The sequence below is a fragment of the Listeria monocytogenes genome, assembly GCF_013282665.1.
GTDB classification, from domain to species: domain Bacteria; phylum Bacillota; class Bacilli; order Lactobacillales; family Listeriaceae; genus Listeria; species Listeria monocytogenes_C.
The window spans coordinates 1,206,334-1,220,244 of the sequence record NZ_CP054041.1; the positions used below are offsets into that span (position 1 = coordinate 1,206,334).

The 13,911-nt window shown below is 38.8% G+C and carries 11 protein-coding genes; 9 read left to right on the plus strand and 2 right to left on the minus strand.

The window, feature by feature from the left end; all coding sequences use genetic code 11:
* Nucleotides 1-30 precede the first annotated feature (30 nt).
* The gene (locus tag HRK21_RS06135) at nucleotides 31-840 is read right to left on the minus strand and encodes a Cof-type HAD-IIB family hydrolase (protein WP_069887531.1); all 810 of its coding nucleotides are present in this window, start codon (nucleotides 838-840) and stop codon (nucleotides 31-33) included.
* 16 nt (nucleotides 841-856) lie between these two features.
* A complete protein-coding gene (locus HRK21_RS06140) occupies nucleotides 857-1,912 on the minus strand; it encodes a LacI family DNA-binding transcriptional regulator (RefSeq protein ID WP_069887532.1) in 1,056 nt (351 codons plus the stop codon).
* 201 nt (nucleotides 1,913-2,113) lie between these two features.
* Between HRK21_RS06140 and HRK21_RS06145 the strand changes: the two genes are divergently transcribed.
* The 9 genes from HRK21_RS06145 to aguA (HRK21_RS06185) all read left to right on the plus strand — a co-directional run bounded on the left by HRK21_RS06145 (nucleotide 2,114) and on the right by aguA (HRK21_RS06185) (nucleotide 13,900).
* Nucleotides 2,114-3,079 carry an ROK family protein gene (locus HRK21_RS06145; RefSeq protein ID WP_070006441.1) on the plus strand — a complete coding sequence of 322 codons (966 nt, stop codon included), beginning with the start codon at nucleotides 2,114-2,116 and terminating at the stop codon, nucleotides 3,077-3,079.
* Nucleotides 3,076-5,478: a glycoside hydrolase family 9 protein gene (locus tag HRK21_RS06150; protein WP_070006440.1), complete on the plus strand. Its 2,403-nt coding sequence runs from the start codon at nucleotides 3,076-3,078 to the stop codon at nucleotides 5,476-5,478. The genes HRK21_RS06145 and HRK21_RS06150 overlap by 4 nt, the downstream gene beginning before the upstream one ends.
* Nucleotides 5,479-5,490: 12 nt before the next feature.
* A complete protein-coding gene (locus HRK21_RS06155; RefSeq protein ID WP_069887535.1) occupies nucleotides 5,491-6,849 on the plus strand; it encodes a PTS sugar transporter subunit IIC in 1,359 nt (452 codons plus the stop codon).
* A gap of 1 nt (nucleotide 6,850) precedes the next feature.
* Nucleotides 6,851-7,936 (plus strand): glutamine--fructose-6-phosphate aminotransferase, encoded by a 1,086-nt coding sequence (locus HRK21_RS06160; protein ID WP_070006439.1) that lies wholly within the window; start codon nucleotides 6,851-6,853, stop codon nucleotides 7,934-7,936.
* A 234-nt stretch (nucleotides 7,937-8,170) separates the two neighbouring features.
* Entirely contained in the window at nucleotides 8,171-9,196 is a 1,026-nt protein-coding gene (gene ptcA / locus HRK21_RS06165) for a putrescine carbamoyltransferase (RefSeq protein ID WP_003740061.1), read from the plus strand.
* 72 nt (nucleotides 9,197-9,268) lie between these two features.
* On the plus strand, nucleotides 9,269-10,654 hold the full coding sequence (locus tag HRK21_RS06170; protein ID WP_070006438.1) for an APC family permease: 1,386 nt from the start codon (nucleotides 9,269-9,271) through the stop codon (nucleotides 10,652-10,654).
* On the plus strand, nucleotides 10,641-11,735 hold the full coding sequence (aguA, locus tag HRK21_RS06175) for an agmatine deiminase (protein ID WP_070006437.1): 1,095 nt from the start codon (nucleotides 10,641-10,643) through the stop codon (nucleotides 11,733-11,735). Before HRK21_RS06170 ends, aguA (HRK21_RS06175) begins: the two co-directional genes overlap by 14 nt.
* Before the next feature lie 12 nt (nucleotides 11,736-11,747).
* Nucleotides 11,748-12,689, plus strand: a complete 942-nt coding sequence (arcC, locus tag HRK21_RS06180; RefSeq protein WP_070006436.1) for a carbamate kinase — start codon at nucleotides 11,748-11,750, stop codon at nucleotides 12,687-12,689.
* Nucleotides 12,690-12,790: 101 nt separating this feature from the next.
* Nucleotides 12,791-13,900, plus strand: coding sequence for an agmatine deiminase (gene aguA / locus HRK21_RS06185; RefSeq protein WP_069887540.1), 1,110 nt, complete (start codon nucleotides 12,791-12,793; stop codon nucleotides 13,898-13,900).
* Nucleotides 13,901-13,911 lie beyond the last annotated feature (11 nt).

A 13,911-nucleotide genomic window follows, 5' to 3' on the forward strand; every position in this document is an offset into this window, starting at 1 on the left:
AAAAAGCTGTCCAGGTGGGCAGCTTTTTTATTAACGGTTAAGATATTTTTTCAAAAAGTAGTAGATTCCATCGGCGTCATTTGCAGTAGTAACAAAATCAGCACTTTTTTTCACTAATTCACTCGCATTTTCCATTGCAACCCCTGCGCCAGCTACTTCAAGCATCCCAATATCATTTTCACCATCACCAAAAGTAATTACATTTTCAGGCTTGATATTTAAATGTGTAGCGAGATTTTTCACAGCGTATTTTTTATCCATATCTTTTGGTAAGATTTCGATATTATTGGCGTGGGAAGAAAGGATAGAAACATCGGATAGTTTTTCTAGCTCGCTTCGAAGGACTGCGAGTTTGTCGAAATCTTCTTCCTCGATTACGATACCATTAATGAACTGATCCGCATGCTCAAGGAAAGTTTCTTTTGTTTTAATCGCAACGAGTTTTGTAGCATTTACGCGGCCTTTATCTTCTTCATCCGTAAAATAATATGGTGGATTTTTAGTGTAGTAAACGGTGTCTGTTGAAAAGAAAAACACTGGTAAATCATGATTTTGGCACAATAAAAATGTCTCTAGCAACGCAGATTGTTTCATTTTTTCTTGTTGAATAATCTCGCCGGATACTGCAACCACGCCGCCGTTGGAAGCAATGACATCTGCTTTTGGGTGAACGAGGTTGGCGAAATCTGTTGCGGAATTATACATTCGCCCAGTAGAAACGGCAAAATGATGACCTTCTTCTATTAATTGTTGCAATAAATTTAGTGTTTTTGGTGAGATAGTTTGGTTTTTAAGTAGTAATGTTCCGTCTAAATCAGAACAAATTAAGTATTTTTCCAAGTAGACCTTCCTTTCGTTATAGCTTAGAGCCGCATGATTCGCGGATAATTAATTCTGGATTATGGTTGATTATCATTGGCTCAACTTGACCATTAATGGCGCTAATCAGTTGTAAAATCGCCATTTTACCAAGATATTCATTGTGTTGATCCATGGAAGTTAAGCGCGGAGTTTGGTAATCGCCATTCATAAATTGATCGCAGCTAACAATAGCAATGTCTTCTGGGCAAGAAAGTTTGGCATCGTTAATCGCTCGAATTGCCCCGATAGCCACATTGTCGTTGATAGCCACCAGTGCACTCGGCAAAGTAGCGCTATTTTCTAAAAGTTGAGTCATGGCCGCGTAGCCATCAGCCGTATAATAATCAGACAGAACCACCCAGTCGTCGTTTATCGGATGTTGATAGCTCGCCATTGCTTCTTTAAAAGATTCTAGACGGTAAGTGGTGATTTTGACGCCAGCTTCCCCGCCAATAAAACCAATATTTTTATGACCAAGTGCGGTTAGATGGCTAACTAAGGTTGTTACGCCTTTTTTTAAATTACGTTCAATAAATAAACAGTTCAGTTCAGGGATTTTCGACCCAATCACAACTACTGGAATTGCTTTATTTAGTTGATTTAGAGCAGTAATGTACTCTTTTGAAACGATTTCTTTATCAATTTCGCCACCTAAAATAAGTAAACCATCCACTTGCTTTTCTAAAATGATTTTCAAGTAATCTTCTTCGGTTAGAGGGTGTTGATTGTTCTTATTATTTGGCTCGGCAAGCATGGTATTAAACAAAATCGTTGAAAACATATAATCTAGCGCGAATTTTTGAATTTGCGTTATAAGTGAAATAAAATAAGGATTGGAAATATCAGGTAAAATGACACCAATATTCTTCGTTTGCTTATTAACCATTCCACGAGCAAAAACGCTAGGTGTGTAATTATGTTCGTCGATGACTGCTTGGATTTTTTTGCGTTTCGCAGCTGAAACCGAGGGGCTATTATTAAGAACCCTAGAAACAGTGGAAACGGAAACACCACTAAGTTTAGCTATTTCTTGTATAGTTATTTTTTTCATTAGGAATGTTCACCTCATAAGCATTTTTAACTATTTTAATTTTAGCGTATTTAAGGGCAAATAACAAGCATAATTTGGTAACGTTATCAAAAATATGCAAAAAAGGGTTGACATATTAAAAATATCCGGTTATTCTATGTTAGAAAGCGCTATCAACAAATGGTTTTATTTGGTAACGTTACCAAAAATGAGGTGAAATAGTTGAACATACAAGAATCTGTCATCGGAATCGATTTAGGTGGCACTAAAATTTTAATTGGCGAAGTAACAAAAGATGGTGAGGTGCTAAATTCCAAGAGCTATCCAAGCGATACGGAAAATCAGACTAAAGCTACTGAAGTACTGATTGGGGCATTAGATGACTACATGCAAAATATTGGTTTTATAGCAGAAAAACAAACGAGTATTGGCGTAGGGCTCGTTGGCCGGGTGGACCATAAGTCAGGTGTTTGGTTAGAAATCGAACCAGGGAAGACGAATCCAACCCCGCTTGCTGACATTTTAGAAGCGAAAACGGGATTACCGGTAAGTCTTGGCAATGACGTAGTTTGCGCAACGATGGCCGAAAAGCAATTTGGTTGGGGGCAAGAAACAAATGATTTTATTTATTTAAATATTGGAACCGGTCTTGCTGCTGGTTTTGTGGTAGATGGACGAGTTACACAAGGTGGGCACTTTAATGCAGGTGAAATCGGTCATGCGGTAGTGGATATTCATAGCGATGTACTCTGTGGTTGCGGTAGACGTGGTTGTGTGGAACGACTTGCTTCTGGTCTTGGAATTAAAGAAGAGGCGCTAAGACATTTAAATAACTATCCAACATCGGTACTTGCTGAAAATAAAGCAGAACTAACTGGGAAACGGATTCTTCACGCTGCTGAACAAAAAGATGTGCTTGCGGAGAAAATCATTGATAATGCAACACTTCAACTGGCCAATTTAATTATGAATTTAGTTCGTACAACCGATCCTGAATGTGTGGTTCTAGGCGGAGGCGTGACACGGAACGAACATTTTTTCCAAAAGATCTTAGCTAATCTTCAAAGCAATACAATCCGTTTTGTTACAAAAGGTGTTGTTCGCTCTAAGCTTGAAAAAGATAAAGTTGGCTTAATTGGCGCAGCAGTTATTGGAATGAGACTAGGAAATGAAGGAGGAAAAGAATGAAGCCAAGTATGGAACGACAAATTGCACAAACTGGTATTATTCATCGGCCACTCCCTATTGAAACCGAGCACGCATTAGAAACTTTAGCGAAAAAGAAACAAGTTTTATCCAGTAAGACATTATTTAGCTCTGAACAAGAAGTTCCTTTAGATTTTACACATCAAGGCGCAGGAGAATTTGCTATTTCAGCACAAGGAGAAATTAAGCTTGCTTCACCAGTTGATATGCCACATTGGCCTGCTGGTGCGCCAGATGACGGTGATTACACCAATTTTGGTAACGTTACCATATCGGCATCACTCGAAAATGAGGACTGGAGCGGCTTTAATCGTGTACGAATCCAAGTTTTTCCTAATTTTCCGGGAGTAACAAATCCTTATTTGATGATTAGTTTTAAAAATGATGGGACAGTGAAAGTGCCTGATATATATGGGCGCGAAGGTGTTCATGGTGTGAATTTAATCAATCATGAATGGAATGATGTCATCTTTGAAATTGAAGGGCTACCGCGTGATCGTATGACTGAAATGAGTTTTAGTTATTACTTGAATGGCCCAGAGCGACTGACTGCTGGAACAATGGAATTATTCATTAACGAAATTAAATTAGAACAAATCAGTGAGCCGGAGATTTCCAAGGGCTGGATTCCTCAAGATAATATGCTAATTTATTCGCATAACGGCTACTCCAAAGACATGCCAAAAGTGGCATTTTGCGCGAACAATCATGCTGCGACAGCTTTTACAATCCACGAAAAAGAAACAGACAAAATTGTTTTCACTGGAAAAAGTTACCAAAACACAACAGAAACTGGCAATTTCATTATTCTTGATTTTTCTGATTTACAAACTGTGGGCGAATATTATTTGAAATTTGCGGATATGCAATCGGAAACTTTCCAAATTGGGACTTCTGAAGTGATTTGGGAATCTTCTATCTGGAAATCACTCAATTTTATTTTCTGCGAACGTTGTGGTTGTCCAATTTTTGGTAAACATACGACTTGTCATGCGGATATTATTGCCGAACATGATGGGAAACAGCTTTCTTTTAATGGAGGTTGGCACGATGCGGGAGATGTTTCGCAGCAACTCATTCAAACGGCGGAAGTAACAATGGCTTTATATGAAATGGCTGCGAGTTTACCTGAAAAAGAGGAAACGTTGCGGATGCGTCTTTTGGAAGAAGGTGAGTGGGGATTAGATTTCATTTTGAAAACGCGGTTCGGAGATGGTTTTAGGGCTACTAGCGCAGGTATGACGAGATGGACAGATGGACTTGTTGGCGGCATGGATGACGCAATTGCACGCGTTCACAATCAAGCTTATGAGAACTTTTATTGTGCGGGTATGGAAGCCTATATTGGTAGCCAAATTACGGATAATGCTACCATGCAGAATCATTTGCTAAGAATCGCGGAAGAGGATTTATTTTTTGCGATAGAAGAACTAGAAAAACATGGAACAGGTCAAAAACCGATTTTCTGGGAGCATACGTATCAAACCTCGGAAAGTTTATATTATGCTACAGCTTCTTGGGCGGCTTCAATGGTTTATCAATTAACTGACAAAGAAATTTATGCAGTAAAAGCGGCCGAGTGGTTAGATTTGATGTTAGAAGCGCAAGAAACAGCTGGGGTTAAAGACGGCGAAACTAGCGAACTTTACAAAGGATTTTTCTACCGAGATAAAACGCACAAAGTTATTCAGCATTTTAATCATCAAGCGCGCGAACATCTTTATTTACTAGCACTTGAGGCTGCGCTTGAAACGCAACCAGCGCATGCCGAAAAACAAATTTGGAAGCAATCAGTCGAAATGTATGGTGATTATTTGAAAAAAGTAACACGTTTCACTAAACCATATCCACTTATTCCAGCAGGATTTTACAAAAAAGACGAGTATTTAGACGAAGCAAGTTTCCACTTACAACATTTACTCATTGATGAACGAGCGATAGAAGAATATCAATTACAATTCGAGCAAGGTATCAAAATAAACGATGAGATAGCTTTACGAAAATTCCCAATTTGGTTCTCGTTTAGAGGTAATAACGCTATTTTACTTTCGGCAGGAAAAGCGGCATCGATTGCTGGGAAAATTTTGAAAGATAAGGCGCTTCTGGATATTGCGGAAGGGCAGTTACAGTGGGTGATTGGAATGAACCCATTTGGACAATCAATGATGCACGGCGAAGGATACCGTTACGCACAGCAATACAGTGTACTGAACGGCGAAATCACAGGGGAAATACCAGTCGGAATGGAAACTTTTAGAAATGAAGATGAACCATACTGGCCGGAGTTTAATAATGCAACTTATAAGGAAGTTTGGGTCGGTAATGCCGGCAAATGGATGTCAATTGTAGCAGATTTAAACAAAATAACAGGGAAGTCATAGGAGGACAAAAAAATGAATTCAGAGAGAACTTTATCAAGTCGATTTATTGAAGGATTATCAATTTTTGCCCAAAAAATTTCATCGCAAAAGCATATCATGGCAATTCGTGATGGCTTTGCAGCAATGATTCCGATTACGATTATTGCCGCATTTTTCTTACTCGTAAATAACGTTTTGCTCCAACCACAAAATGGTTTGCTTAAATTCATTCCAAATGTAGAAAATTATTTGGGTGTAGGTATTCAGGTCTATAACGCGACACTCGGCATTATGGCAATTTTAGCAGCATTCTTAATAGGTAACTTTTTAGCTAAATCTTACGGGATGGAAGGGCGTACAGAAGGTGTTATCGCTGTAGCTGCTTATGTTGTTTTAATACCGGCTTCTTCTCATTTAATGTCTGTTGATGGAAAAGCTTTTGAAGCGGGCGGCGTTTTAACACAAGAAATGACAAGTTCAACAGGGATGTTCCTCGCGATTATCGCTGCTTTAGTCAGTGTTACCATGCTTGCGAAATTCTCGAAAAGCAAAAAATTAAAGATTTCTATGCCTGAAAGTGTTCCACCAGCAATTGCAAAATCATTTAACATTTTAATTCCATCTTTCTTAGTTCTAAGTATCTTAGCAATTATCGAAGTACTTGTAGTTAGTTTTGTATCAATGAGTATTCCCGAAATTATCGTAAAAGTACTGCAAATTCCATTAGTTGGTGGTTTCCAAACATTACCAGGAATTCTACTTTATGTATTCTTAGCGGGATTCTTATGGGTCTTCGGTATTCACGGCGCATTCGTACTAGGCGCGATTTCCGGACCAGTACTTTTAACTTCCTTACAACAAAATATTGATGCAGTGAACGCAGGGACTGCTCTACCAAACATTGTTACGCAACCGTTTTTGGATGCTTTTGTATACATGGGTGGTGGCGGAACAATCATCTGTTTAGTTATCGCGATTTTCATTGCATCTAAACGGCCAGATCACCGCATGGTTACAAAATTTGGGTTGATTCCGAGTATTTTCAATGTCAGCGAACCGCTAATGTTCGGTCTGCCAGTTGTGTTCAACCCGATTTATGGTATTCCATTAGTTATTGCACCACTAGCTTCCACTGCAATGGCGTACTTCGCGACTTCATGGGGCTGGATTAGCCAAACTTATATCTTAATTCCGTGGGTAACACCACCCGTGCTTTCTGGTTATCTTGCAACAGGTGGAGACATTCGCGCATCCATCCTGCAAATCGCAATTATTATCGTTGGAACGCTGATTTACCTACCATTTGTACTCGTAGCAAACCGCGCGTATGTGTTAGAACAAAAAGCTGCTGGGAAAGTAGAAGCAGAAACAGTAACGAATGGAGAAGTTTAAAATGAAACCAACAATGATGACTTATATTAATGAAGAAGAGGAAATGTGCCGTGCAATTTTAGCGGATTTCCAAACAAATGCGGAAAAACTAGAATCACTCGTAAAAAATGGCGCAAAAGAATGGCTGATTTTAGCAACTGGATCGAGTTTAAACGCAGCTCAAAGCGCCAAATATTATATTGAAAATTTAGCTGATGTCCGCATTACGATTGAAGAACCGTTCAACCATTTATATTATGAAAAATTATCAAGTCATCTAGATTTGGTTATTGGGATTTCGCAAAGTGGTCAAAGTACATCGACCATTTCTGCGCTAGAACGAGTGAAAAAAGAAGCTTCCGTTCCAGTAGTGGCACTAACTAGTGATGTAACGAGTGAAATTGCTGAGTTTGCAGATATTACGCTTGATATCGGCTCCGGAAAAGAACGAGTTGGCTACGTAACAAAAGGTTTTACAGCAACAGTTCTAACATTAATGCTGACTGGACTTCATTTTGCGTATAAAACAGCACAAATTGATGAAACTAGGTTCAATAATGAAATCAACGCATTTAGTCGAGCAACGGACGCAATCCCGGCAACAATTGCCAAAACAGAAGCATTTTATGAAAAATGGCAAGAAGAATTTGCTAGTGCACCGAAGTTTACAGCTATTGGATATGGTCCTACTGTTGGAACATGCAAAGAATTTGAAACAAAATTCTCAGAAACCGTCCGCGTGCCATCACAAGGTCTTGATTTAGAAGCGTTTATGCACGGACCATATTTAGAAGTAAATCCACAGCATAGAATCTTCTTTTTAGAAACAGAAAGCGCCGTTACCGAACGATTAGTAGCGTTGCGCAATTATGAATCTAAATATACACCATTTACGTATACAGTTAAATTTGGTACAACTGGAAATGATCGAACGCTTTTGATACCGGCAGATTTAGACGAATATCAAGCGCCGTTCCTAATGATTCTTCCTTTCCAAATATTAGCGCATCACATTGCGGAGTTGAAAGGCAACAAATTAACAGAACGTATCTACACAGACTTTGGTGTAGCGATGAAGAGCAAAACAAAACCAGGTGACTATGCTTAAGAGAGGCAAATAGACTGGAGAAACCCTTATAAGAAGGGTTTTTCCAGTCTTCTTTTTGTATTTGGGTTACATGTTACGCAGAATGTAACGAGTTACAGGCTGATTCCGTCTGTTCTTAAAAAAAGAAAACGTATTCAAAAACTATCTTTTTTGTACTATGATGAGCATGTGGCAAGGAAATACTCGAGTATGCCCCAGAAAAGGTTCAGAAAATAAATGGTTGAGGTGATAGAAATGAACAAAAAAAGAGATTTTATCGACACAAAAGATTTTTCTAAAGAAGAAATACTATTTATGATAGAAATTGGTCGCAAAATGAAAGAATCTATTAAAAACGGTCATTACCCACAACTTTTAAAACATAAGACACTGGGTATGATTTTTGAACAATCATCAACAAGAACTCGTGTATCTTTTGAAACAGCAATGACACAGCTTGGTGGTCATGCAGAATATTTAGCTCCTGGACAAATTCAGCTCGGTGGACATGAATCAGTAGGCGATACAGCTAAAGTTCTTTCTAGATTAGTAGATATATTGATGGCGCGTGTTGAACGTCATCAAACAGTAGTAGAACTCGCAAATACAGCTGCTATTCCTGTTATTAATGGAATGAGTGATTACAACCATCCAACACAAGAATTAGGGGATGCAATTACTATGTTTGAACACCTTCCCAAAGGAAAGAAAATTGAAGACTGCAAAATTGTCTTTGTAGGAGATGCTACTCAAGTATGTGCATCTACAATGTTTATGGCAACAAAACTTGGAATGGATTTCGTTCAATTTGGACCAAAAGGATTTCAATTACGTGAAGAACATTTGAAAATTGCTGAAGAAAACTGCAAAGTATCTGGCGGAAGCTATTTAATTACAGAAGATGTGGACATTGCGTTAAAAGACGCAGATTTCATTTATACAGATGTTTGGTATGGCCTATACGAAGCGGAACTTTCCGAAGAAGAGCGAATGAAAACTTTCTATCCTAAATATCAAGTGAATAAAGAATTAATCAGTAAAGCGGCTCCGCATGTGAAGTTTATGCATTGTCTACCTGCAACTCGTGGTGAAGAGGTTACTGATGAAGTGCTCGATGCTCCATACTCCGTTGTTATTGACGAAGCTGAAAATCGTTTAACAGCAATGAGAGCACTGCTTGTGTACTTTATGAATCCGTATGTGAAAGAAGCGGGTTTTGCAGTTGCGGAAAAATATGATGCAGAATTAGAGTTATTAATTAGAAATGGCGCTGGCTTATAAGATACCAAAATAAGGAGGAGAAGAGAACGCTGGCCGTTTTCTTCCCCCCACTTAAAAAGAGGAGTGGGCATTTTGGAAAAAAAGAAGAAATTCAGATTATTTGATGCGGTTCTTATGGCTGTATGTGTCGTTTTGGTTGTGGAATCTGCCGCGCCAGCAGCGGCGATAGGATCATCTCAATTTTTCTGGTGGATTGCGTTACTTATTTTATTTTTCTTACCATATGGACTTGTTTCGGCTGAGCTTGGGACAACCTATGATGATGAAGGTGGAATTTATGATTGGGTAAAGCGGGCATTCGGCCAAAAATGGGGTGCTCGTGTTGCTTGGTTATACTGGATTAATTATCCAATTTGGATGGCGAGTTTAGCGGTATTGTTTGTAGAAGTTATTACGCAAATTTTCCCGGTTTCATTTGGGACGCCGGTTTCGATTTTGATTCAGCTCGTTTTTGTGTGGATTGTTGTTATTGTTAGTTGTTATCCAGTGAGTGATAGTAAATGGATTCTTAATATAGCGGCTTTCTGTAAAGTGGCAATTATGCTTTGCCTTGGTGTGCTTGGGATTTATTTTGCGATTACGAAGGGATTGGCGAATGACTTTTCTGGAAAAGCATTACTTCCAACTTTTGATTTAGAGAGTTTATCATTTATTTCAGTCATTTTATTCAATTTCTTAGGTTTTGAAGTGGTAACAACGCTTGCGAGTGACATGGAAAATCCTAAAAAACAAATTCCTCAAGCAATTATTTATGGTGGGATTTTGATTGCATTCTTCTATTTACTAGCAGCATTCGGGATGGGGGCAGCAATTCCGACTTCTGAACTTTCAACGTCAGGCGGTCTTATTGATAGCTTCATTATGCTGATTGGCGGAGTTAACCCATTTGTTATTATTATTGGGATTATGTTTATGTATACATTAGTAGCAAATTTAGTGTCTTGGGCACTGGGCGTGAACTATGTAGCGATGTATGCAGCGAAAAACAAAGATTTACCAGCTGTTTTTGGAAAAACAAATCCGAAAAATGATATGCCAACAGGTACTAGTATATTAAACGGGATTGTAGCTTCTGTATTAATTGTTGTGGCACCACTTATTCCAAATGAAAATATTTTCTGGGCATTCTTTGCATTAAATGTAGTTGCTTTACTAGGTTCATATATCTTGATGTTCCCAGCGTTTTTGAAATTACGTAAGTTGGATCCGGACCGAGAACGTCCATTTAAAGTGCCGGGTGGCAAAATCTTGCTTTACTTAATGACTTTTGTACCAATGATTTTACTCATTATTACTTTGATTTTCTCTGCAGTACCATTAAATGGTTCGAGTGCAGAATTAAATGAAAAAATCCCAATCTTAATTGGAACCGTTGTAGCGGTGATTGTTGGTGAAATATGTATTTGGCTTGCTGGTAAAAGAAAAGACAAAGGAGAGATAGAAAATGAGAACGATTGATAGTTCTTCTAAAAAAGATGGATTTAGAATGCCTGGGGAATTTGAAAAACATGCTGGTTGCTATATTATTTGGCCAGAACGACCAGATAATTGGCGTTTAGGAGCTAAGCCTGCACAAAAAGCTTTTGTTGATGTGGCGACAGCGATTTCCCGTTTTGAACCAGTTACTGTTGTTGCAAGTTCTAGTCAATATATAAATGCAAGATATATGCTACCTGATGAAATTCGCGTAGTTGAAATGGATAACGACGATGCTTGGGTGCGCGATTCTGGGCCAACTTTTGTTGTTAATGATTCTGGTGACGTACGTGGAGTCGATTGGTCATTTAACTCTTGGGGGGGATTGGTCGATGGTTTGTACTTCCCGTGGGATAAAGATGATCAAGTTGCTCAAAAAATATGCGAATTAGAGCGGAAAGATCGTTATCGCTTGGCTGATTTTGTGTTAGAAGGCGGTTCCATTCATGTCGACGGTGAAGGTACACTTGTAACGACAGAAGAATGTTTATTATCAGAAGGACGCAATCCACAACTTTCCAAACAGCAAATCGAAATGGTTTTAAAAGAGTACTTGAATTTAGAAAAAATTATTTGGCTAAAACGAGGGATTTATTTAGATGAAACGAATGGTCATGTAGATAATATTTTTAATTATGTACGCCCAGGTGTAGTAGCGCTGGCGTGGACAGATGATGAAACGGACCCGCAGTATGAAATTTCCAAAGAATGCTTTGATATTTTATCGAATGAAACTGATGCAAAAGGTCGTAAATTAGAAGTGCATAAAATAAATGTACCAAAGCCAATTTTAATTACCGATGAAGAAAGCAAAGGTGTGGATGCTGTTGAAGGGACGTTGCCGCGAGAAGAAGGCGACCGACTGGCAGCAAGTTATATTAATTACTACACAGCTAATGGTGGAGTGATTTTTCCGCTATTTGGAGATCCAAATGATGAACTTGCCCGTGAAAAATTACAACAACTTTATCCAAACTGTGAAGTGGTCGGTGTAAAAGCAAGAGAAATTTTACTTGGCGGCGGAAATATTCACTGTATTACTCAGCAGGTGCCAAGAGGATAAGGAGTGAACAGCATGAATCAAAAAATAGTCGTGGCGCTTGGTGGAAATGCAATTTTATCGAGTGATGCCAGTGCTGAAGCGCAACAAAGTGCACTTGAAAAAACAGCAGAATATTTGGTGCAATTTATCGAAAACGGGGATGATTTAATTATTTCACATGGAAATGGACCGCAAGTAGGCAACCTAATGCTACAACAACATGCGGGAGCTTCTGAAAAGAATCCAGCAATGCCGCTTGATACGTGTGTCGCGATGACGCAAGGGAGCATTGGCTACTGGATGCAAAATGCGCTAGATAAAGCATTTTTAAAACATGGGCTAGATAAAGTAGCCGTTTCATTAATCACACAAGTTGTCGTGGATAAAGATGATCCTGCTTTTGAAAAACCTACCAAACCAATTGGTCCTTTTCTTACTAAAGAAGAGGCTGAAAAGGAGATGGCAGAAACTGGCGCAATATTTCTTGAGGACGCTGGCCGAGGTTACCGCAAAGTCGTACCATCTCCTCGCCCGCTTAGTATTAAAGAACATGAGATTATTAAACAATTGGTTGATAGTGGCGTTGTGACTATTTCTGCTGGTGGAGGTGGGGTTTCAGTCGTTGAAAATGGCCTTGATTTATCTGGGGTAGAAACCGTAATCGATAAAGATTTTGCTTCTGAAAAACTTGCAGAACTAGTTGGTGCGGATTTGTTGGTTATTTTAACAGGGGTAGAAAATGTTTATATCAATTATAATCAGCCAAATCAAAAGAAACTCGAACGAGTGACCGTTTCAGAATTAGAAAAATATATTGATGAGAAACAGTTTGCAGCAGGCAGTATGTTACCCAAAATCGAAGCAGCGGCAGCTTTTGTCAAAGAAAGACCAAATGCCAAAGCAATAATCACATCGCTTGAAAATATTGGCGCCATGCTAGAACATGGGGCGGGAACAATGATTGTTGCAGGCTAGTAAAATAGGACGAAAATCCGAGTAATTGTTACTCGGTTTTTGTCTTGTAAAACAGTATTTCATGTATAATGTGTTTATGAAGTAATAGGAGGAGAATGAGGATGGGACAACTGAAAGGGTTGCCGGTAGAGGACGGATTCAGAATGCCAGGAGAATACGAACCTCATATTGGCTGTTTCATGATTTGGCCAGAAAGACCTGATAATTGGCGGCTTGGTGGGAAACCAGCGCAACAAAACTATAAAGAAGTTGCAGTCGCTATTTCAAATTTTGAGCCAGTCACTATGTTTGTGTCACCAAATCAATATAAAAATGCTCGTAAAGAACTTCCAGATACCATTCGTGTTATCGAAATGAGTAATGACGATGCATGGATACGCGATTATGGACCAAGTTTTTTGGTGAACGATAAGGGAGATATGCGCGGTGTTGACTGGGGATTTAATGCTTGGGGTGGTCTTCTTGATGGTCTATATTTCCCGTGGGATAAGGATAATCAAATTGCAAAAAAAGTTTGTGATTTAGAGCGAATCGATTACTACTCCCAGAAAGATTTTATTTTAGAAGGTTGTTCCATTCATGTAGATGGCGAAGGGACACTAGTTACGACAGAAGAGTGCCTTTTATCAGAAGGAAGAAACCCGAATTTAACCAAAATAGAAATCGAACAAACTTTAAAAAAATATTTTCATGTACAAAAGGTAATCTGGCTTAAGCACGGCTTCTATCTTGACGAAACAAACGGACATGTAGATAATATTTTTAACTTTGTGGCACCTGGAGAAGTTGTTTTATCTTGGACGGATAACAAAAGTGATCCACAGTATGAAATTTCAAGAGAATGTTATGATATTTTAGCTAACAAAACAGACGCTAAGGGAAGGAAGTTTATAATACATAAACTACATTGTCCGGATCCAGTGCTTATTACACAAGCAGAGAGTGAAGGTGTGGAGGCGATTAATGGAACTTTCCCTAGACAGGCTGGAGATCGATTAGCTGCTAGTTATGTAAATTACTATACAGCGAATGGTGCCATTATTTTCCCGCTGTTTGATGATCCAAAAGATAAAGATGCGCAGGAATTACTTGAAAAGTTATATCCTGATAGGAAAGTTGTGGGGATTAAAGCACGTGAGATTTTGCTAGGCGGCGGAAATATTCACTGTATCACGCAACATCTCCCTGATAAAAGTACGATACGTGAATAAAAAGGAGAATT